Annotated in this window: 22 protein-coding genes; 8 read left to right on the plus strand and 14 right to left on the minus strand. The window is 32.7% G+C overall.

Annotated features, from left to right (window positions below; all coding sequences use genetic code 11):
- Window positions 1-44 precede the first annotated feature (44 nt).
- Entirely contained in the window at window positions 45-827 is a 783-nt protein-coding gene (locus tag WC223_01440; protein ID MFA6922892.1) for a SprT-like domain-containing protein, read from the minus strand.
- Between the two features lie 127 nt (window positions 828-954).
- Window positions 955-1,479, minus strand: coding sequence for a hypothetical protein (locus WC223_01445; GenBank protein ID MFA6922893.1), 525 nt, complete (start codon window positions 1,477-1,479; stop codon window positions 955-957).
- Between the two features lie 334 nt (window positions 1,480-1,813).
- Here WC223_01445 and WC223_01450 point away from each other — a divergent pair, with 334 nt between their 5' ends.
- The 4 genes from WC223_01450 (at window position 1,814) to WC223_01465 (ending at window position 5,882) form a co-directional block, all read left to right on the plus strand.
- A complete protein-coding gene (locus WC223_01450; protein ID MFA6922894.1) occupies window positions 1,814-3,178 on the plus strand; it encodes a tetratricopeptide repeat protein in 1,365 nt (454 codons plus the stop codon).
- Window positions 3,179-3,461: 283 nt separating this feature from the next.
- Window positions 3,462-4,874 (plus strand): DUF5655 domain-containing protein, encoded by a 1,413-nt coding sequence (locus tag WC223_01455; GenBank protein ID MFA6922895.1) that lies wholly within the window; start codon window positions 3,462-3,464, stop codon window positions 4,872-4,874.
- A 118-nt stretch (window positions 4,875-4,992) separates the two neighbouring features.
- Entirely contained in the window at window positions 4,993-5,505 is a 513-nt protein-coding gene (locus WC223_01460; GenBank protein ID MFA6922896.1) for a hypothetical protein, read from the plus strand.
- 98 nt (window positions 5,506-5,603) lie between these two features.
- Window positions 5,604-5,882: a hypothetical protein gene (locus tag WC223_01465; GenBank protein MFA6922897.1), complete on the plus strand. Its 279-nt coding sequence runs from the start codon at window positions 5,604-5,606 to the stop codon at window positions 5,880-5,882.
- 32 nt (window positions 5,883-5,914) lie between these two features.
- Here WC223_01465 and WC223_01470 read toward each other — a convergent pair whose 3' ends face one another.
- The 11 genes from WC223_01470 to WC223_01520 form a co-directional block, all read right to left on the minus strand.
- Window positions 5,915-6,715 (minus strand): DNA adenine methylase, encoded by an 801-nt coding sequence (locus WC223_01470; GenBank protein ID MFA6922898.1) that lies wholly within the window; start codon window positions 6,713-6,715, stop codon window positions 5,915-5,917.
- Window positions 6,712-7,017, minus strand: a complete 306-nt coding sequence (locus WC223_01475) for a hypothetical protein (GenBank protein MFA6922899.1) — start codon at window positions 7,015-7,017, stop codon at window positions 6,712-6,714. The genes WC223_01470 and WC223_01475 overlap by 4 nt, the downstream gene beginning before the upstream one ends.
- Window positions 7,018-7,034: 17 nt before the next feature.
- Entirely contained in the window at window positions 7,035-7,415 is a 381-nt protein-coding gene (locus WC223_01480; GenBank protein ID MFA6922900.1) for a hypothetical protein, read from the minus strand.
- Between the two features lie 11 nt (window positions 7,416-7,426).
- Entirely contained in the window at window positions 7,427-8,428 is a 1,002-nt protein-coding gene (locus tag WC223_01485; GenBank protein MFA6922901.1) for a site-specific DNA-methyltransferase, read from the minus strand.
- Between the two features lie 28 nt (window positions 8,429-8,456).
- Window positions 8,457-8,942 carry a hypothetical protein gene (locus WC223_01490; GenBank protein ID MFA6922902.1) on the minus strand — a complete coding sequence of 162 codons (486 nt, stop codon included), beginning with the start codon at window positions 8,940-8,942 and terminating at the stop codon, window positions 8,457-8,459.
- Window positions 8,943-8,970: 28 nt separating this feature from the next.
- Complete coding sequence (locus tag WC223_01495; protein ID MFA6922903.1) at window positions 8,971-9,165, minus strand: hypothetical protein; 195 nt, start codon at window positions 9,163-9,165, stop codon at window positions 8,971-8,973.
- A gap of 504 nt (window positions 9,166-9,669) precedes the next feature.
- Window positions 9,670-10,665 (minus strand): IS30 family transposase, encoded by a 996-nt coding sequence (locus WC223_01500; GenBank protein ID MFA6922904.1) that lies wholly within the window; start codon window positions 10,663-10,665, stop codon window positions 9,670-9,672.
- Window positions 10,666-10,711: 46 nt separating this feature from the next.
- Entirely contained in the window at window positions 10,712-11,836 is a 1,125-nt protein-coding gene (locus WC223_01505) for a tyrosine-type recombinase/integrase (protein MFA6922905.1), read from the minus strand.
- 291 nt (window positions 11,837-12,127) lie between these two features.
- The gene (locus WC223_01510) at window positions 12,128-12,319 is read right to left on the minus strand and encodes a DUF3761 domain-containing protein (protein ID MFA6922906.1); all 192 of its coding nucleotides are present in this window, start codon (window positions 12,317-12,319) and stop codon (window positions 12,128-12,130) included.
- Between the two features lie 52 nt (window positions 12,320-12,371).
- Complete coding sequence (locus WC223_01515; GenBank protein ID MFA6922907.1) at window positions 12,372-12,869, minus strand: hypothetical protein; 498 nt, start codon at window positions 12,867-12,869, stop codon at window positions 12,372-12,374.
- Between the two features lie 5 nt (window positions 12,870-12,874).
- Window positions 12,875-19,528, minus strand: a complete 6,654-nt coding sequence (locus WC223_01520) for an FG-GAP-like repeat-containing protein (GenBank protein MFA6922908.1) — start codon at window positions 19,526-19,528, stop codon at window positions 12,875-12,877.
- A 261-nt stretch (window positions 19,529-19,789) separates the two neighbouring features.
- Here WC223_01520 and WC223_01525 point away from each other — a divergent pair, with 261 nt between their 5' ends.
- On the plus strand, window positions 19,790-20,281 hold the full coding sequence (locus WC223_01525) for a JAB domain-containing protein (protein MFA6922909.1): 492 nt from the start codon (window positions 19,790-19,792) through the stop codon (window positions 20,279-20,281).
- Between the two features lie 55 nt (window positions 20,282-20,336).
- On the opposite strand, the gene WC223_01530 is transcribed toward WC223_01525, so the two are convergent.
- A complete protein-coding gene (locus tag WC223_01530) occupies window positions 20,337-20,561 on the minus strand; it encodes a hypothetical protein (GenBank protein MFA6922910.1) in 225 nt (74 codons plus the stop codon).
- A 381-nt stretch (window positions 20,562-20,942) separates the two neighbouring features.
- Between WC223_01530 and WC223_01535 the strand changes: the two genes are divergently transcribed.
- Genes WC223_01535 through WC223_01545 form a run of 3 tightly spaced genes read left to right on the plus strand, consistent with a single transcriptional unit; the run spans window position 20,943 to window position 22,511 of the window.
- A complete protein-coding gene (locus tag WC223_01535) occupies window positions 20,943-21,593 on the plus strand; it encodes a porin family protein (protein ID MFA6922911.1) in 651 nt (216 codons plus the stop codon).
- 25 nt (window positions 21,594-21,618) lie between these two features.
- Window positions 21,619-22,014, plus strand: a complete 396-nt coding sequence (locus WC223_01540; protein MFA6922912.1) for a hypothetical protein — start codon at window positions 21,619-21,621, stop codon at window positions 22,012-22,014.
- Window positions 22,015-22,046: 32 nt separating this feature from the next.
- On the plus strand, window positions 22,047-22,511 hold the full coding sequence (locus WC223_01545) for a hypothetical protein (GenBank protein ID MFA6922913.1): 465 nt from the start codon (window positions 22,047-22,049) through the stop codon (window positions 22,509-22,511).
- The last annotated feature ends 57 nt before the right edge of the window (window positions 22,512-22,568 follow it).

A 22,568-nucleotide genomic window follows, 5' to 3' on the forward strand; every position in this document is an offset into this window, starting at 1 on the left:
TTACCTCGCTGTTGTTTTGTTTGCAATATTGACTTCCCTTTGTTTTATTTTTTTAAAATTTTCATAATCATCAAAAAATTATTTAATAAGTAAGAATTCATTGAAGAGTTAAGACATTTAGCTTTAAAATCTTTGCTTGCAACACGAATATTTGTGCAACCGCAAGAATATTTTTTTAATTTTGATCCAACCTTCTCAACGTTTGAATCAGCATTCTCGGCTTTGTTAAAAACAAAGCCCACTGTTCCTTCAAAAAGTCCGTTTTTTCGTAAAAAATTTACAAACGGAGAGTCCTGCCTGATTTCTATAGTGTGTCCACTTTGGTCGCAGGGAATTCCCAAATTACTCGCCTTTAATCGAAACTCAACATCATGATAATTTCTGTAATTATTTATTTTTATTTTTCTGACCTCGTGTTGCCATTGATGTATCATTTCGTGTAATAATATTGAAAGTATTACAATAGTTGGTTCTCCTTTAATTACGATGTGTCTGCTTATTTTTATATGATTGTTTGCTCCGAATCCATTACGTTCAATATAATATTGTCCGAGTGTTGTAATAGCCATTCTTTCTATTGATATTACAGGAATAGTTAAGGAATCATTAAAAAACTCTTTATTAAACAATTCAAATTTTATATAAAGTGTTTGGGTTATTTCTGAAAATTTCCAAACACGATTATCGAGAGAATGAATATGATGCATTATCTCTTCATTTACACGTTCTCCGCTTTTTTTAAACCAGTCGTTTTCATTAATAATTATTTCATTAATTTGCTCCGTATCATTTGGTTTATTTCTTAGTATGAGTTCAGTATTTTTCATTTTAGTTTAAACTTAAATTTTGAATATTTTTTGAAAATTTATTTTACAAATTTAATTTGTCGTTCCCCTTTAAATACTACGCTTTACTTTGCGTTTTCTTGACAGTTAATCTGACGTTAGCCATCCGTTAATTAAAATTTTTATATAGTTCTGCAATAATATTTTCTATGACTTGTATTCTTTTGTTATTCCTTAAGTCGTTGAGTGTCGCCCTTAAAACTTCATTTTTAAGCATATTTCCTCTCTCATCTATGAAATGTGCCTTTAATAGCTGATGTTGTTTTTTATTGTCAGGAATAAACCCGTTTACCATTAACTGCTCAAATAGGTAAACTAAACTTTTTGTATATGTATGCCATTCTATACTTGCGGTTATATCCTCGTTTCCGATAAAGTGGGATTTAAAAATTTTAAAATCACAGGAAATAAATCCGTGTGAAGCTAAAAGTTCGTGAAGTTTCAATAGTGTTTTATCGCCTTTAAGCCAGCCGATTTTGGTTCTAAAAACTGAAGTTTTATTATCGGGAAAATGAAAATTTTGAAGCGAGGAAATATTTTGACGGTAATTTTCTCCGAAAATTAAAGTTATTTCGTCTCGCACTATTTGCCGAATACTTGCTTCGATTTCCTGTCCGTTTGTTGTTGAATTCATATCGAGTACTTTTTATTTGAGTACCCATAGAATCCAAAGATTGAGGGGAGTCAATAAACCGCTTGACTTGCAAGCTGTATAGGTTATAATTGAACTGCCTTACGAATCCATTGAATTCTAAGGTTCAGAGCTGTTATAAGCTTTGATATAACCCACCTGCATCAACAGGTGGGTTTTCTTATAACAAGCTCTTTACTCAATTCATTTTTTTAATTTTTATTCATTTTATTTATTAAGTATTTGTTTCTTTTAATATTTTTGTAAGAGCAGAATTTGTACCGTCAATTTTTGCGTCATTTGAGTCAAGTATGCCAAATCCGTCAAAAAGATATTTATGAGTTATCAAGCCGAATATTTCGATGAAAAAAGAATTTTTATACCTGTTAAACTTTTAACAAGGATTCATTCGCAACTCAGGTTAAATTCGGGAGAAAGATCAATGGATGGTATTAGTATGCATCTTGAAAAATATTTTAATGATGCTTTTAAAAATAACCATACCGATTTATTTCATCAATTTAATGCATTAGGAATTGGATATAAGTCTGCCAATGTCGAGAGAGCTATTAAAGGCAAGAAGGGCATGCAAGTAGCAAATAAGAATTATGAGGTCTCATATGAATTACTTGATTTTTTATCATACGCTTCTTGGAATAAATCATTGATAAATGTTATCTTTGATAAAGTGTTGTACTGGGGAAGTGATACTTTATATAGTGTTTCAATTCCTGATTATATTAAAACCGATTTAAAAAAGTATTTATGTAATGAAAAATCTTCTACATCTGGTAAAGAAAGTATTCCGCAATTAAAAACTGAAATTAAACATAACATCACTTCTGACAAAATTACTCTTGATGTTTTACCAAACGAAGTAATAATAAGTATGTCTGGTGATTTTAAAGAATTTAAAGAAAATGCTAAATACAAAGAAATTATTAGTGAACTCACAAGTAAAGCATTTCAGTTAAGAGAAGTCCTTTTTAAAAGTGTCAAAGAAGGAAGCATCATTCTTACGCTTGAAATGGATGACGAGGATACTCAAAAGCTTATTGTTGCTTATAAAGAAGGAAGGTTGGAAAAATTTGGTGTATTTGACATAAAAGTAAAGAAACATACACATAACATTAAAGAGAAAAATGAATCTATAGGATCTCAAAAAAAGATTGCAGAATTAAATGACAAAATGGTTAAAGGATATATTGAACGACTTGAATATTCAAGATTTGAAAAATTAATTATTTTGATTTTTAATTTTTGCAAAGAATTTATTCACTTTCCATATTTCTTATTTGAAAAAGTAATTATATATGTATATTTATTACAAAATGATATAGAAAGTGCAATAAAGCATTATGAAAAAGCATTAAAGTTAATGCCTGGGAATACTAATATATATGAAAGCATAGCAATATTGTATGAGAAAAATAATAACATTATAAATGCAAAAGAGTATTATGAAAAAGCTATAATTGTTTCACCTCATAATGTTAAAATTCTAACTAATTTTGCTAATTTTCTTGAGAAAAATTTTAATGATAAAAAAAGAGCAATAAAATTATACGAAGAAGCTTTGAAAATAAAACCATTGTATCGTCCTGCAGTTATAGGTTTTTCTATTCTCTTCAAAGAAGAAACTAACAATATTTTACAAAAAAGAATCATTGTAAAACAAGAGGACCAGTTCAACACAAATTAACGAACTATTTTTCTATTACTTTTTTATCATATTACAAAACTCCAACATTGCATTATTTCACATAATAGTTTATAAGATATTTACCGAGAAATAGAAATTCAATAATTGGATTCTATTATTTTATAACCCGCTTGGAAAGAAATTCCGGCGGGTTATTTTTTTCTTGACAACTTCCCTATTTCTGTTATTTATTACTATATCCCTATTGACGATTATTTGTGTGGAGCTATTATCGGCACAGAATAAGTTTTTTAAACAAATAAATAACTAAAACCCTTGAAATATGAAAAAGAATAAAAAATCAAAAAAAGCTGTTAGCCCAAAGAAATCAAATATTGTGGCAAACAAGAAGAATCAGAAAACATCTCCGAAAATAAAAGCGGAAAACAAAAAGAAAGTTGATTATCCCGACTGGACAAAGCCCGATCATTTGCACGATAAGGATTGTAAGGATTTAAGAAGGTTTTATGAATTGTATTCTGAAAGGAAATTTGATGTTGCACTTAGCTTTGCCAGTGGACTTGACACCATTGTTCGAGATGAAATCCCTGTCGGTATTTGGGCAGAAATAGGCGGAGAACTCACTCCAAGCGGAGAAGAAGAATTGCAGAAAAATAAAAAGAAAACAAAAGATGAAAAGCAACCACCTACAAGCAATATCGCCAATTCAAAGTATTTATATATTTTGGAAAAAGGCACACTACAACGTTTACCCGATAGCTATTTCTATGATGACAAAGAAATAAATGAAGCGAAATTTTACAAAAAAAGCGATTTGGAAGAATTTGTTATTGAAAATTACAAAACGCTTTTCGGCGAAAACACTGTTATTATTGATAACACTAAAAGCACAAATGAATATTTTCCGAATGTGTTTTTGTTTGACTTCAAAGAACAGGAAAAGCCGAGAATTTATGTAATAGAAGTAAATGTTTCAGACGACAGCTTAGGACTTATTTATGCCCGTATTACTCATTTTATCGCTTCTTTGAAAAACAAGAATTATCAAAATGATTTTCTTGCCCTGCTTTGTAAAACAATTGATGCGGACAAAAAAGATAAAAAGGAATTACAGGCGAGATTAAAGGAAGAACAGGACATTTCCGGACTATTGTCGGAAATGCTTGATAACAGACCTGCGATATTGCTTGTAAAAGATAATGAAAATCCTGTTTTAGATTTAATGCAAGCTGTGTATGTTGAAACTTGGGGCAAGATGGTAAGACAAATTCTAATAAAGAAATATTATTGCGGTGATGATAAAATTTTCTCGGTAAATCAAGATTTTGCTGATATTTGGAAAGGCGAGAAAAATAAAAAGGAAGAAGTTGTGAAAATCACAGAAGAAGACCATTTGAATTCAGTATCAGAAAGCATAAGGAATGCTTACAGCGAGATTAAAACGGCTCTGCTTGAAACAGACAGCAGTTTGGAGTTTAACACTAAAAAGCACTACATTTCCGTGAGAAAAAACAAGAATCTTGCATTCTTTCATTTGCGAAAGAAAAACATCAATCTTGTTTTGATGAATCCGGAGGATGATACGAGAAAACAAATCAAGCATCATGAAATTAAAACTCTTCCTGCTTCGGTACAGAAATTTTGGAATGGGGCTTGTTGTGCGCTTGTTGTTGATAATACTGACAAATTAAATGAAGTTATCGGATTATTAAAAAAGGTTATTAAAAATGCGTAAAGCGATTTTTTCAATGTGCAAGCGGTTTTAATTAACATCAAGATGCCATCTTTTTAGGTGGCATTTTTCATACTGATTTTCATAAATATTTTTATATTTACCTGAAATTTTAATAACAATGGATAAAAAAAATAATAGGGTTGCTTTTCATGAGGCAGGTCATGCAATTGCTTGCATAATGTTAAATGTAAGATTTAAGGAGGTTTCAATCATTCCTGAAGAAGAAAAATCTCTCGGACATATATTATTATCAAATTTTAAACTACATTCTGATTATGACGACTCCGATAAAACTCGGTTAAAAGCAGAAAAATTCATTATGATTAGTCTATCGGGAGCAATAGCAGAAAGAAAATTCACAAAAAAAACTAATAATATTGGAGCGTATGATGATTATAAAAAGTGTATGGACATTGCAGGTAATTTATTTAATTCAATTAATGTCATGATATGTTTTATGAATTTTATGTTGGCTCAAACAAACTCATTATTTACTTGTGAAGATGAAAAAAATGCTGATACAGAAGCGTGGTTAAAAGTAAAATTATTAGCTAAGGAACTTATAAACTCTAAAATATTGAAATATCGTGATGTAATTTCTCTTTTAGAAAATAAATTTACTTATGTGTGATTTTTTAATCAATAATTCCCCGCCAGCACCTACGTCTTTGTTTTCCTCTTTACTTTGTAAAAGTGGAAAAATTTTTGTGTTTTTGTTATAATGTAATTATGAATCGCAAACTACCTCAAGCAGTAAAAGTTTGCCTTTGGTCTTATGATACAGATAAGATAAACCTATCTAATCCTAATGACCGCCATAGAATCATTCTCAATGTACTTAATCATGGTACAAAAAAAGCGGTAGAGTGGCTTTGGGAAAATTTCAGCAAGGAAGAAATCGCTGAAACTATTAAAAACAGTATTGCATCTGAATGGGACAGGAAATCCCTTAATTTTTGGTCTCTGATTTATCGTGCATCACCTACAAGAAAAAGCCGTTTCGAATGATATTGAACCGTAATTCAATAGTATTGATTTGATTATTTTGTAAATCCAATTTTTATCGGATAATTCCCCGTCAGCACCTCAGTCTTTGTTTTCCGCTTTCCCAAAGAAACCGATACAGGTATTCCTTCAATTTTTGTCGTATGCCATTTGTATTTTTTTGTATATTTCTCAATAAGTTCGGAAGGATAGGAACTTAAAATAAACTTCCCTTTTATTTTTGCCAGCGTTTTTAATAAATTTTCAAAATCTTGTTCAGTATAACCTTTGTAATGCCCCATGTCAGCATTAAAATATGGCGGGTCGCAATAAAAGAAAGTATCTTTACTGTCCCATAATTTAATTACTTTTAAAGCATCACAGTTCTCAATTTGGGTTTGTTCCAGACGTTTTGCATATTCTTCTGTAAAATTATTTCTTTTATTATTTAAACGACTTGCAGTTGAATTCTTCTGTAAATCGCATCTCCAAGTACCGCCTAACATTGATGCGAAGCTTTGATTTGCCAATGTCCATATAGCCCAAGCACGCCTAACTTCACTGAATAATTTTGGATATTTCATTACAACTTCTGCGTTTTCGTGTTCTTCCCTGCTGTGCAGTGTGGCTTTTATTTCTTTTGCCAGTTTCTTGTAATTCGTTTTAAGAATCCGGTAAAAGTTGATAAGCTCGCCGTTGGAATCGTTTATTATTTCAAGTTCGGCAGGAGGTTTGGCAAAAAACACCGCTCCACCGCCAAAAAACGGCTCACAGTAGGTTTTATGCGGAGGAATCATAGAAATGATGCGTTCGGCAAGTTTCTGCTTGCCTCCATAGTAAGTTAGAGGTGGCTTCATATAAGTTTTAAAAGTTCCTTTCTTTCTTTAACTGCTGTGTATAACTGAGCCCAGAAAGCGTAAGGAACTTTTGTGTTAAAGAACGGGTGTAATAATTTATATTTACCTATGAGATGTTTCTCTTTGTATTCGTTGATGTTTTCGTAAGTGATAATGCTTGTTTTCCAATCTCTTCTTTCAAGAGCTTCTTTCAGAATCATCAATTCATCAAAGCTTCCCGCCTCTTTCAATTCTTCTTCAAATAAATTAAGTTGAGCAAATGCAAGAGAATATGGTTTATCTTCAATGTTGTTTTTTGTCATTGATAAAAAATAATTAATTATAAATTAATGCCTTGTTTATATTCTTCCCAATCAAATGTGCATACCTTGTCATACTCCCCTGCAATCTTTTTGAGTTCTTTTTTTGTTCCTTGCAATTTTACTTTGAAATATGCTACTCCCATTAGGAAACTCTTTAAATCATAGTAATCAAATTTTATTTTTTTAACTTTTATATTTAATTTTTTATTCCTGATAACTTCTTTCATTATTTTTTTCATTTTAATATCTGCTATTTCTGGATTGTTGTTTAGCAAATCAAAAAGATGAGATTCATCCTCTTTCGGGTTTAGAACATAAATAACAAGTTCATCAAGAGAAATTGGAAACTCTACTTCAATTGTTATTGTTTTTTCTTTTGAATTAGATTTTTTAGACATATATTTTAAAATTATTTATTTAATCTTGTTTTAGCTCTCCATTTGTTTATAGGCAAAGTAGAGAGTTGTTGTTTTAAATTTCTTTCTGCAATTTTACAATACGCTTTCTTACCATCAATGCCGATAAACTTTCTGCCAAGCTCAAGAGCTTTTATGCCTGTAGTTCCTGTTCCGCAGAATGGATCAAGAACGATTCCGTTTTTGGGACAACCTGCAAGAATTGGTTTGGTTATTAATCTCGTATTGTATTTCGCATAATGCTTATCATTACTTGGAATTGTGGGAATTGACCAAAAGTCCGTAACATCGCCAGGATTCTTGCCAAGCGGATGACACATCATTTTAATGTCCATATTCATGTAAGAACTTTTTGCTTCTCTGTGTCCATTCCATCCTCTTTTCACTCTTTCAATGGACGATGCTTTGTGCGGTTCACGAATGCTGTCTAAATCGAAATAATATTTTTTATTTTTTGCAAGAAGAAAAATAAATTCGTGTTTCTTGGAAAATCTGTCATGAACGCTTTCGGGCATTCCGTTTGATTTTGCCCAAATAATGTTATTTCTCACGAGCCATCCTCTCTCAGTGCAACCAATAGCAAACCGATGCGGAAGCATTAATAAACTTTTATGAAGCGATTTATTTTTTAATAACATATTTCCGTTTTCTCTGCGCTCCATTGTCGTTTCGCTATTGTATTTCTTTCCTCTGCAAGAACCTGACTGAGTTCCGTAAGTATCGCCAAGATTAATCCAAACAGTTCCTCTTTGTTTTAACACTCGCTTTAATTCATCCATCAGAGACCATAAGTTTTTTAAATATTCATCGGGAGTTTTTTCTAGTCCCCATTGACCTTTAAATTTATAATCCCGAAGTTGCCAGTAGGGTGGAGAGAAGATAACACAATCGATGCATTCGCTTGGAAACTTTTTCAATGTCTCCAGTGCATCACCATGAATAACAGAATTGATTTTTTGTTTTATGTTGAATTTTGATTTTATTTTAAAATTCATTTTATTATTATTAATTCTTTTGTAAGAATTAATTTTGTAAAGTTTCTTTTGTAATACGCATTTTTTGCGTAAGTCCGTGAATATTTTTGCGTAAGTCAAATGCAAAATTTGCGTTAGTTGGGGCAGAATTACCGAGATATTGACTTTCTATCCCCACGTTTTCCGCAACCGCAAATAATGCGTTAGTGGGGCGATAGAAAAGTTTTTGCTGACCTCTTCGCTTTTCGGGAGTGTCCAGCAGTTCGCCTGAATTTGACAAAACAGCGATTAAATTTTTCTTTGATAATATACTGAGAGCGTCATTGATCGCTCTCAATGAACAGCCTGTTTTCATTGCAAGCTGATTGTTTGAAATCCAGTCCAGTTCTTTCCTTTCCGACTTCGTTTTTTTATCTTCCCAACCGAGAGTTTGTCGTATGACTATAAGGAGTACTTTTAATTCTGCAACTTTAAGGTCTTTCAAATAAAAGTCGAACACCGCGTTTGGAACAGGTGTAGTAGATTTTATCTGCATAAGTTTTTTTAATTAACTTTAATAAAAATTAATCTTCCGAATTGATTGTCGGAAGTTTTGGAGTTTTTTCAAATACGTGAAAATCCACCTCCGGCTGATGAAAGAGACGAATGTAAATGCGACCGCTGTCTGTGATTTTCATAATTCCGGATTTATAGAATTTTACTTTTCTTTCGCCGTCTTTTTCATAAACTTTTTTTGTGCAAACATCATATATCTGCATTGTTTGTTTTATGTTTTAAATTTTAACAATAAAATACGACCGATGTTTTGATTAGTTTTATGCACAGCGTTCTATGGAGCGGAATTTTCTGAAAATAATTTCTGATTATTAGTATTGTTTGTCTCATTTCCGATACAAGCGGAAAGACCCTTGCGGGCAATACCAATAAAAAACATTTTTCTTTTTTATGTTCTTTACTGATACCCCACAGGACACTATGCACAAAACAAAAAAACCTATATTTATAAATATAGGCTTTTTGCCCGATAGTTATTTTATCCTAAATAAGATTAACGCTTTGACCACTGAAATGGTGCGATAACTCTTTTCAGAACGAGTAATGCTCTAACGCTTACTCCACTGAAATGGTGTGATAACTCTTTTCGGACTGAACTAAAAAACATATATTTATAATTAGAATATATCACACCTATAAAAAATTTCAAAATGCTAATTTTGTTTTAATACAATAATTTCTTAATGTCAATTATTCGTATCCCGAATTCAACCTCGAAGTGCAACACTAAAGACTTCTAATGGTGTCTTCCATCCAAGCCTTTTTCTAGGTCTGGAATTAAGACTGTATTCGACTTTTAATATCTCTTCTTCAGGTATCGTACTAAAATCTGTTTTCTTTGGAAAGTAATCACGGAGCAGTCCGTTAGCGTTTTCATTTGATCCTCTCTCCCATGAATGATATGGGTGAGCAAAATAACTTTTGATTGAGGTCACTTCTTCAAACAATTTCCAGTCTCGATTTTCTGATCCATTATCAAAGGTCATAGTTCTTTTAACTTTATTTGGCAAATTTCTCATTCTTTTTTGTATAGCAAACACAGTAGCCACACTTGTTCTGTTTTTTAATTTAGTCACAAGATACATACCGCTTTTTCTCTCCAGAAGAGTATTAACTCCAGACTTGTGATTGATTGACTCAACCGAGTCGCTTTCCCAGTCTCCAATTCTTTTTCTGTCTGCAACGATTTTGGGCCTCTCATCTATTGAAAAACCGTTTGGTTTAAAGATTCTTTGACCCTTTCTAGTTCCTTTCTTTTGTCTTCTCTTCTGTTTCCGACGAAGATATATTCTAAGATCTTCACTATGTGTTTTAAGGTATCCATAACCATCGCGATGAATTTGATAGTAAATGAATTGATATATTGCTTCGTGAGAAATTGTTTGCTTAAGATCAATTTTAATTCTTCCAGCTATCTGCTCTGGAGACCATCTTTCTCTCAGGTGTTTGATGACATACGCTTTGATTTCTTTTGTTTTAAGTCTTTCTGCTCTACCTCGGCACCTGCGTTTAAAGAGCGCTCTTTCGTGAGCCAATCTAGGAGTGTACCTTTTATATCCATCTGGAAAATTTCTTCTTAATTCTCTTGATATTGATGTAGGTGAACGATCAAGTGTTTTTGCTATATACCTAATCGATTTCTTCTGCCAAAACAATTCTTGAATTTTTTCGCGCTCCTCAATCCTTAAATGCTTATATTTCATATACTTCTATCTTACTAGAAGTGTTGCACTTACTTGTTGAACTCCCTTATTTAAACATTCTTTCAAGGGTTAGATAAATTTTCAGAAGTGAATTTTTATTTTCTTCCGAAAAATGTAAATCAGGTTTCATAAGATTTGAAAGTTCTTTTGATGTATTTTCATCAAGCGACATCCATTGTCCGCCATTGGGTGTTGTCCTTACTAAAGCTCTGCCGTTAACTTCTTTATAACGATTTGCAAGTTCTTCAAAAGGTATTTTAGATAATATTGAACGATGAATAACTTGCGCTCTGCGTTTATTTACTTTTATGTAGTGCTTTATTGTAGTTCTTTCGGATTCGTGATCCATAACAGATTGGACAGTTTTTATATCAGCTCCGTTTTCTAAAAGATATGTAGCGAGTGTTCTTCGGAAAGTGTGGCTCTTTAGTTTATTTGCAATTTCTGGGTATCCTTCATCTCTTAATTTTTTTCTGAATCTTTGAAAGTGGCTTTTTGCAGTTGATGCAATTAGTGGTTCACCGCAAGAATTAACAAACATTGCTTCGGAAATATCATTGCGTTTTTCTAAATAACTACCAAGCTTTTCTATTGCACGATCAGAAAAAGTAATTTCTCTTTCTTTATTTCCTTTACGAATAACCTTTGTTTTACCAATATCTTTAATTTCGGCAAACTGACATCTTTTAAGTTGAAGTGCTTCATGCAATCTAAGTCCTGTTCCAAACAAAGTTTCAAAAAATGCTTGCATAGTCCACGACATACGGCGACCATGCACACTGCCAGATTCCATCGTTTCCATTATTTTAAAAAGTGTAGCGAGTTCGTAGTCTTCAAATACAGGTTGTTCTTTTGTTCTAACAACAGGCACTTTTATATCACGCCAATCAATAGGAAGCCTTATGTTGCATTCAAGTTGAAGAAAGTCGCAATAACGCCTGAAATATACTATTGCACGTGTTGCGCCGTGTTCTCCGTGATTTCTCCCCGCTTCTTCCAATAATGCGGTATCGGCTCTTTTAATGCTTTTTAATCTTTTATTTTGAATTTCGTGAGGGAAAATATCGTAAAGGTAGCGCCTTTGTTCTCTTATTGTCTTTGCTTTTCTGCCCTTTTGTTTGAGGTAGTTAAAATAACTTTCATATTTATCACTAAACTTTATATAAAACATAGAATGCACAAAACCCGCCTGAGACAATCAAGCGGGTTTGTGCATATGTAAGCTATCACTAGACGAATCCAGTAGCTTACTCATTCCAAGCTAACACCATACAAAAGAAAAGTAAAGTGCTTTCTTGTACACAAATTTTGGCTCGTTGTTGTCTCAACTCCGATATTTTCATATCGGTGCGACCCTTTCGGGCAACGGTTTTTTATATTTAATTTTAATACGACTTCAGAACTATTATGTTCTTCTCAATTTTATTGTCAAGGGAAAAATATTTTTTTGTTTGTATAATTTTTATTTATACCATATTCTTACTCCTTTATGCCAAGAGCAAGTGCCCCTGTGAGTTTTACTATAACTATAAGTGCCATCACGACAAAGAGCTGTTGCTCCATAGTGAGAAACTTTTATTTTAGCTTCAACTGTTGGTGTTGAAGCAATAAACAAACTTCCAATAATTAAAGTTGATAGTATAAATTTTTTCATAAATTAACAAAGCGATATGATTATTTCAATTAAATTAATGTGTTTTATAACTTCATTTTTCATTTTTAACGTTTTTTGTATTTTTTTCAATCCAATTAATTAAGCTTGAATCAACTATAATTTTCTGATTTATAGAATATATATCGTTAACAAACTTTATAATTTCTTTTGGTTTATATTGATAAAAACTTAAAACAAAAGAATTGTCATTATTATTTATATCAGTATAATTTATTTTTATTCCCAAAGATTGAAAAGGTGTCATTTTTGAAGTTCCAACACTTAATAAAGTGATATTGTTTATTGGTATACTTCGTCCATTTTTACCAAATGCACGAGATAATAATTTTTCATCTTTTATTACAAAATAAGTTTCTTTATATTCTAAATAAAACAAGATTCCACAAATTACGATATACCAAACAGTAAATTTTATAACCGAAATTCCTTTAGATAAAAGAATCAACAAAACCAATGGAGTATAAATCCATATATAACCTTCAATTATTCTTTTTTTATTAGGAACTAAATAATGATATTCTTTTTTCATAAAATTTATTTATTTTTTTTATTCAAACTATTACTAAATAATGAACCAACATAACCGGCCATAGCCTTCGTTGCCTGACTCACAGCAGAGCGTATATGAGCAACGGCAACTCTTGCTCCACCAAGTGATCCTAAAAAGGTGGAAGGAGGAGCTCCTGCTGGATTAGGTATTTGTTGACTTACATATGTGGTTGCAGTTCCAATCGCAAAATCATTTACCGCTTTAGCCCAATTTATTTTGCCAGTATTAGAATCTTTAGAGTTTCCGTTTATTATATTACTTGTTGCATTAACTAACCCCCCTGATGTAGTTGCTATGATTTTACCTGTAGTTTGGGAGATTGTTCCATTTGCTACTAATTTTTCCGCAAATATACCTGCTCTTGTTGCCACAACAGCAAAGGCAACAGCGGTTGCAGTGTCTTTAATATATCTACTAGCGGGATCTTCTCCTCTTGCTTGTGTTACTAAATATAAAGGCAGTTTGCCTTCTCTATAATCTTGTACATTTTGATAAATATCTTTTCCTGCATCAAAAGCTAAAGATCCCACAAAAGCAACCCCTGCTGAAATTAAATAAGGATTTTTTCCACTCGGATCACTTAAATTAATAGGGTTATCGCGACTATAGCTGTAAGAATTTTGGTTTGTCGGGTCAAGCAACCAGTCTTGTGATGTTGCCCAAAACATTGGATCCTCACTCACAAACTGCCCCCTTCCACTATCATAATATCTCGCATTCAAATAACTCAAAGTTGAATCCACATCATACATCTGCCCAATGTATTGCCTCTGCTCACTCCAAGTTCCACTAGATATTCTTTGTGAACCATAAGGATAATAATCTAGAAGTTGAGCTGATGTTCCTGCACTATTTGAAACGACACTTGTGCTGTTCAAATGGTCTGTGTGATTGTAATAAGTTGTCGGTGTACTTCCTACTGTCTCTATTGTAGCAATTAACATATCACCTGCGTATATTTGTTTTGTCTTCGTTATTCCGGTGATGTTGTATAACGTGTTTGGATAGTATGTTGTTATTGTTCCGTTAGAATATTTCACTCTCTGACCTGCTTGGTCGTAATCGTAAGTGATAGTTGTATTTCCTGTGTTTGTTGTAATGGTAAATGGCAGAGTTCCTGATGTCATTCCCGTACCATTTGTGACTGAAATGTTCGCTGTGCCTGTTTGTGCTAAATCTATACTTGTTAGATTCATTGTAAGAGTGGTGGAGTTTGTGACACTTGTTCCTCTTGGAGAGCCGTTAAACAGTGCGACAGATACTCCTGCAACGAAGTTCGTTCCTGTTATGGTTATTGGCATTCCACTTTGACCTGCTACTGTTGATGATGGAGAAAGTGTGGTTATGGTTGGAGTGGTGATAATTGGTCCGTCTAATGTAGTGAAAGAAGTGTATGAAGGAGATTGAGCTTGTCCGTATTGGTTTTCTGCTTTCACTTTAAATTGATATGTAGTGTTTGGTGTAAGATTGGTCAAAGTGTATGGAGTCAATGTCACATTTGATGTTCCACTTCCGATCCATTGAAGTCCGTATTGTGAACCTGACGACATATAGAACCAAGCTTGTGTAAGATTGCCATTTGGATTTACTACTCCGTTTAATGTAGCAGTGTAAGCTGTGACATTTGTTGCTGTTGCTGAAACTATTGTTGGAACAGACCCGCCACCTCCGCCACCCATAGGAATTATTCCGCCTCCTTTAGAAGCTAATCCTTTTGTTTCAATGGGCGAACCTTGTGATTTGGACTGAGCCATTCTCATACCACCTCTTGTTATTACAGTTTGAGTTAATCTGTCATTGTAATCAAAAGTGTTTGCAGTATTTCCGTATGCCGTAAGGTTTCCATCATTGTCATAAGAATATGTCGTGCCTCCTACACTTGTTGTAGCGTGAGGGTTGGCGTAATTTGTGCCTGAATTTCCTTCATAAAGATATGTCGTGCCATTCTTGGTTGTAAGATTGCCAAGTGCGTCATATGCGTAAGATTCGCTGTAATTCTGACTGTTTCCTGTTGCTGTTGTTGTAGCAGAAGTGAGGCGATTAAGATCATCGTAAGTGTAATTTACAGTTTTTGAAATGCTTACTCCTGCGGTATCTGCTATTTGAGTGATGTTTCCGACATTGTCATATGTGTAAGCGATAGTTTGAAGATTTGGTCCCGATCTTGTTGTTACCTTATTTGTCATTCTGTAAAGTTTGTTTACATCATAAGTGTTTGTAGTGGTTGTTCCATTTGCATAATTTATTACTGTAATTTTATCAAGTGGAGAATAATCGATATTTGAAACTACGTTTGTGAAAGATCCGCTTCCCTCTTTTTCTTCAACTTGATTTAGAAGTCCTGCTGTATTGTATGTGTATCTGACTTGAGAATTGATTCCGTCAGGATATGTGATAACTAAAGTATTTCCTTGTCTGTCGTAAGTGTAGTTTGTCTGATAATTTACTGCATTAATTGTTTTTGTTTCTCTTGTTGTGTTTCCATTTGAATCATACAAGTAGGCAGTATTTGTTCCAGACAACATTGTGATTGTGCATAATTTTCCGATTCCATTCGTGCAAGAATCATAAGCGTAAGTGGTTTCTGTTCCTGTTTGTCCTGTGTAGTTTTCTGTAAGTTGTCTGTTCACATCATCGTAAGTGTAATTTACAATGTTTCCATTTGCATTTGTTGTTTGAGTTAAGTTTGAAGCGTCATCATAAACATATGAACGAGTTCCATATGATGTATCGCCAACAGCGTGCAAATCTTCTGCTGTTAATCTTCTTGAAAGACCATCATAAGTGAAGTTTCTGACATTGGAAAGTGCGTCTGTGATTTTTGTAAGGTTGCCGATAAGATTCCATTCGTAATTTGTAGTGTAAGTATTTCCTGAATTTAATTCTTCAACTTTCACAAGATTACCGAGTGCGTCTTTGTAATAATTTTTTACTTTCCCGTTTGGATTGGTAATTGTCGTTTCCCATTTGTTGTATGAGTAGCTCCATTGGTCAATGGTTACATTGTTTGAAACAGTAATTAATCTTTCTATTGGATCATAATAGTATGAAATGAATAAATTCTGATTTGAAGGCAAACTTGTTTTTGCAGAACCAGTGCTTGTATAGCGGATAGTTTCAAAAGAAGTAAGTCCACGAGAATCGTAATTTACATCACGAATATTGAACGAATTTGCGGTTTCCGCTTCTTTTCTGTCTTGTATCAATCTTCCATAACCATCGAAGTATTGATAAGTGTCTGCGGAATTTGATGAATCAAGATAATCTGTTTTGTGAACAGAAACTGCATTTGAAGTATCTGTGTATGAGTAAACGGCTTTTGTATCTAATGTTGTCGGAGTGGTAATGTCAGGAATTTTTTCTGTTATCAATCTGTCCAATCCATCATAAACATTGAGATAAACAAATCCGTTTTGTTCTGTTGTTTGTTTTACTTTTCCTGAAGAATAATCATAAGTGTATTGGGAAGTATGAGTCAACGGGTCTGTGATTGTTGTTGGATAAAGATAATATGAATCATAAGAATATGAAGTGGTTTTTCCTCTAGGGTCAGTGCTTGAAGAAACAATTCCGTAAGTTGTGTTATATGCTTTTTGAGAATTGATATATGTCGTGTCAGATTTCCATTGTTCTACTTTTGTTTGATTACCTGCACCGACTGAACCCAAAGCAAGAGTGTCATAATAATATTTTGATTCTTTTACTTTATTACTTGATTGGTCAAGCAATGAATCTTCCGAAGGAAGTCCTACAACATTGTTTCCGGTATTTGTTGCATAAGAAATATTTTCTGTTGATTTATCCGTTCCAGTATCAGTAAATGTTCCGTCATTGTTTGCGGAAACTTCACCCCAAGAAATTTTTTGAGTTAAATTTCCGTAAGTATTTTCATTTGTATATTCTTCTGCTGTATCTCTGTGTGTTGAACCTCCGTCATAAGTAAGAGTTGTGGAACGCACAAGTTTTACAAAATTATTTACACCAAGATTTGATTTATCCCATTTATTAACTAAGACAGAATAAAGATTTCCGCTAGCGTCTGTATTTTCCACACGATATGGTTTTCCTGCTTTTGAAATGTCGTCGTTGTATTCGCCATTTGTAGTGTCTGTGCCATTTCCTTTGTGGTAATAGGTTTTTGTAATGTTATTAACTGGACCGCTTGCTTTGATTATTCCAAAACTTAAAAACTTGCGGTTTGGTAAATCATTTGCATTGTAATAATAATATCCGTTGTAATAACTATATGTTGTTGTTCCTCCTCCGACTACTACTTGATTAAGAGTTTGGATAGGATAAGGAATGTAATTTGAAACATTATTACTTGAATCACGATAACTTACTGCCGACTTGTATGTGAATGCTATTGTTCCTCCTTGTGGAAATGTGATATTTGAAATGAGATCAGCTTTGTTTGTGGAATTATTATTTAAATAATTTCCACTATTATTTGTTGTTACGTCAGGCAAACCATCACCGTCTAAATCAATCAGCCCTGATAACAAACTGAAAAATCCATCAGTAAAACCAAGTGGTGCAAGCCAGTTATTATTTTGAGTCCAACCATTTCCATTATTTATGAATGATGTTTTGTAAAGTGTGCCAAACCAATTTATTGATTGAACTGCGTCAACAAGTCCGTCTCCGTTTATGTCGCCATAACGAACACCCAGATCAGTCAGCGAAGAACTCCCAAATGATGATAATGGCGAAATATTTCCATATTCAGTATTTTGAGTATATGTTCCTTTTCCGTCACCTAAATATGCAGTTGCGGTAGTAGTGTGATTAACAAGATTGTATTGAATGTATAAAATGTCGGTAATTCCGTCTCCATTTAAATCAATATATGTTGTATTGCCATCATTTGAAACATATGGGAAAGTCCAATTAGAAGAAACATCTGTCCAAGTTCCATCTCCGTTGTTTAAATAAACAGCTCTTTGATTGTGGCTGAATTGGGAAACATACAAGTCGGGTAAATTGTCTCCGTTTAAATCTGAAATAACTCCTATGGGAGAACCGTAGCCATACAAGGAACAAGGCAATGTCCAACTAGATAAAGTCCAACCGCTACCATTATTTAAATATACTTCTGAAACAGTTTGATAATAACCTCCGACATACTCAAGATTGGATTTAAAAATATCTGCTAAACCATCTCCGTTTATATCTTGAACGATGTAATTTTGATTAGCAAAATTAATCACAAACTGAACTGGAATCTGAAAATTAGTAGAAAGTGTAAATGTTCCATCTCCATTATTTATATATACACTTCTAGTCCAAACTGGGTTTCCTCCACCATTTTCCCAAGAAGTAAGAATGTCTGGCAATCCGTCTCCATTAACATCACCCCACATTGAACTTCCGTCAAAATATATTCCTGATGGCAAAGCCCAGTTTCCATTGTATGTCCAACCAGCAGAAGTTGTTTTTGCATTTGTAATTGTAAAAGCAGGCAGAGTTGTTGTAGTTGAAGTGATTTCGTCAGTCCCCGATTCTGTAATTGTATTTAAAATTGAACGATTACTGTTGTCTCCTGTTGTGTAAGCCAAAACATATTTGTGAACGATAGAACTAGATGCTTTTATATCAACTTCATTTATTCTGTAATTTGTAGTTTCTAAAAATCCCAAAGAATATGATTTTATGACATCACTTCTTGATTGTCTTAAAAAATCTATTTCGTAAATTCCAGTAGCAGAGCCATTGTTCGTGTAAGTAATTACATTAGGATAAATTTGTCCTCCATTTTTGTAATATGTGTATGTTATATAATTATTGTTTGTATCGCGAACTTCTTCCAACATCCATTTTGCAATTTTTGTTGAATCATTTGGATCATCTTGTCTTGTTGCGGAAGTCATTCCAAACTTATATACAGTTCCCTTTTTATCAGTCGCAGTCCAAGTGTTATTGCTGTATGTATAATTTAAAAAATCTCCATTCTCAACTTTTGAAACATAACTTGTGCCTGAAGACAAAAGCAAATCCCCCGAAAGACTTGATGAAAAATAATTGTCGGTGTATAGAGTATTAACTCCTTTTTTATTTACTCTTGTGATGTATGGAATGTTTGTTGACCAACCATAACCTAAAACACTGTCTGTATCTACTTTCTGGCTGTTGTATTGAAGTTTCAAATCTGGAGACATTCCATTTCTTCCTTGTGGAATAGTTAAGGGATAGTTATACAATAAAGCTCCTGTTGTTGGGTCAGGAGTTGGAACTAATTGTTTTATTGGAGATGTTGAAACAGGGGATGTTGGAAGGAGTGAGCTGTTTGATGAAGCTCCCATAGTAAGAGCTTGCGTTTGCAAACTTTTATCATCTGTTTTTGTTAAAGCACTGTCTACTTCTAGAGTAGCTGGATCTGTGCTAAGTGATGAAGGTAATATTGATTCTCCGGTTATGTCGGTTGTGGGAGTAATGTCGGTTAAACTTGTATCACTTGGTGTTGTTGAGATATCAGTCGGAGTTGTATCTGAAACAACTGGACTCTCTGTAGAAACTGGTGCAGATGGAGCGACATCTTCGGCAAAAGCAGGAGCAATTGGGTAGATTATGAAGGAGAGTAATAAAAAGATAACTGAAATATTTTTCAGTATAGTTTTTTGTTTTTTAGACGGGGTCATAAATAAAAAAAATAATAAAAACGCTAATAATAGTTCGACTAAATTTTAAACATTGATACATTAAATTATACCTTAAAACAAAATCATTTACTGTGGATAAATCTGAGCAAACAAAAGAAGTTGCAATGGTTGACTTGCCCGCATAGCAGTGTCGCACAAAGGATGATTTTTGCTTTCCTTGCCTTCCAATTTTAACGATGTTATGTTCCCTTACGTATCTGTTCTTTATTCAAGAAAACAAAAAAATAAAACTTTAAAAAAATGCAAACAGAATTATCTTTTGGGGAAATTGATTTAAGTCATTTAGAAACAAGCACGGAATTAGCGGAAATAAAGGTTATATATAAAAGCGAAAATAAAAACAAAGTTAAGATAACAAATTCTAAAGATGTGTTTAATATTTTAAATTCACTTTATGATAAAGACACTATCGGATTTCAGGAGCAATTCTATATGCTTCTGCTGAATAAAGGTAATGTTTTGTTAGGATGGATAAAGTTAAGCACCGGCGGGATAAGCGGAACTGTGGTGGATTTAAAAATTATTTTTGCAACAGCTCTTAAAGCGTTTGCTAGCGGAATAGTGGTTTCTCATAATCACCCATCGACAAATGTAAATCCGAGCAATGAGGATGTTTCAATAACGAAAAAAATAAATGATGCCGGGAAATTGTTTGAAATAAAATTGCTTGACCATATTATTGTCGCTCCCGATAATACTTATTTCAGTTTTGCTGATGAAGGAATTTTATGATTTGTTTCTTTATGACTATTCAAAGAAAACCCGAACTTTAAAAGTATCGGGTTTTTTATATTTCAATATAATCGTTGTATTTTTCTATTCCAATTTGCTCAATCAATCCTTTTATAATTTCATCCATATCATTATTACTTTTATAGAATCGAATTTCATGTTTTGAAATATCAGGTTTCATAATCACTCCTATAAAATGCCCCACTTCTAAAATGTATGAAAACATAATAATTGCCAATGTTTGATTATTTGTGTCTCTGATTTTAAATTTCCGCCCCATGTTTAATAAAAATTTTCTTGCAAAAATAATAATTTTATTTCTATTTTAATGCCTCTGCACATCTTATTTATGAAAGGATTTAAGAAAATAAAATATTTTCGATTTTTTGTAGTTGTTTGAAAAAAAACGTGTAAGTTTGTAGCGATTTTTGTTCTTTAACTTATTAAAAATATAAGCGTTAGCTTTTATTCTTGTAACTGAAAACTGGTAACTTTCAATTGACTACATGAGTAATATGTTAATGCTCACGCTAAAGCGTGGGCTTAACTTATTTGTAGTCAAGGGTATACCAGTACCTCAGTTACGGATATGGTTATAGTTCCACGCTTTTTTATTTATAAACTCTGCTTCGGGACTTGGTGGAATAAAACTAAAAAAATTATGAGAAAAATTATTAAAATTTTAGCACTTACTTTTTTAGTAGGTCTAAGTTATTTGTCATTTGGGCAAAATGAAAGCAATGCAAAAACAGCAGGAATAAATACAAGCCCTGCGAAAAAAATTGACTTTGGTTTAAGGGGAGGTGTTGGGATAGCGAATATCACAGGGAGTAAAGATGCTGATGAAAACAGAAAATTTTGTTTGTGTCCACAACTTGGCGTTTATACAGGATTTACTCTTAATGAAAAACTACAATTACAGCCGGAATTAAAGTATGTGAGAAAGGGGTACAATTATTTTTTTAAGAATCGTACTGAAACTAAAGAAAAGTACCGAGCTTCTTATTTAGATATTCCGATAAGTTTACAATACAAAACAAATGAATCCTTCTTTATTAAAGGCGGATTTTATCTTGGCTTCCTGCTCGGTGCATCTCATGTTATAAATGATCATAAAAATACTTCAACAGATTATTTAAACGGAACAACTTTTGGTTTATGCGTTGGCTCTGGAATACAAACAAAATCAGGAATGGATTTTGGTATTACCATAGATAAAGGATTGTCCGCTGTGTATTCAAATAATTATAAAAAATATAATTTTCAAATTATGCTGAGTGTAGGCATAAAACTTAATAAAATAAAAAAATAAATTGTTTAACTAAAAAAATGAATTTATGAAATATCTAAAATTATTATTTTTAAGTTTCGCATTTAGCTTAATCTGCTTTTCTCACTCCTTCTCGCAATCAAAGAATTTGAAATTTGATAAAGTGCTTGGAATTAGCGATTCTATTAAAACTTGTCCTGTTGGCTATGTTTGGGAAGTTCAATCAATACTCAATCATGGAGATTATTTGAAAGAAGATTTTAAAAGCAGTTTTCTTTCAGGACTGAAAAATGAAAGCGAAATGACGTATTACGAAAGATACCATGAAAAGAAAATACAAATTTGGCTTAATGGACAATGGTTTGTTCCTGCTTCATTCCCTTTTATGTTAGAAGCAGGCGACAAGGTTTCAAGCGGTCATAAAAAGAGATTTGTAATTATAGCTCAATATAAAATTGAATAAATAAATTGTTTAACTAAAAAAACTTTAAAATTATGAAAACGAAATTATTTTTAATTGTATTAGTATGTTCATTATTTAATGCAATTATAAGCTGTAAAAACAGCGATAATAGAATATCCATTGCAAAGGAAGGATTAGAAGAAAAAATAAATAATGAATCACGGGGACTTTTAAAACTAAATAAATTTGAAAAAACGGATGGGCAAGAGTCATCCAAAAACGGAATACAAAAGTATACTATTAATTACAAAGCCGAAATAGAATTTAAAGAAACAGCATGGGCGAATACTTCAAAAAATGAAAACGGGAGAGAATTACAGGATGCAGAATATTTTGATATGGGAGGTTTATTAGGACGATTTAGTGCTTGTCATACAGGAAATCCTCCGGGCTCAATTTATCCTCATTATTTTCCAAAGGGCGAAAAAATAATCGTATTTGGATCTGTGGCTTTGGAAAAAAGTGAAAGTGGATGGCATGTTGTTAGTTTAAATTAGAACATAATATTTTTCAGCAAAAAGTGGACAGTCCACAGTTCAAAATCCGCTTTTAAA

The sequence above is a fragment of the Bacteroidales bacterium genome (assembly GCA_041671145.1).
Lineage (GTDB): Bacteria > Bacteroidota > Bacteroidia > Bacteroidales > JAHJDW01 > JAQUPB01.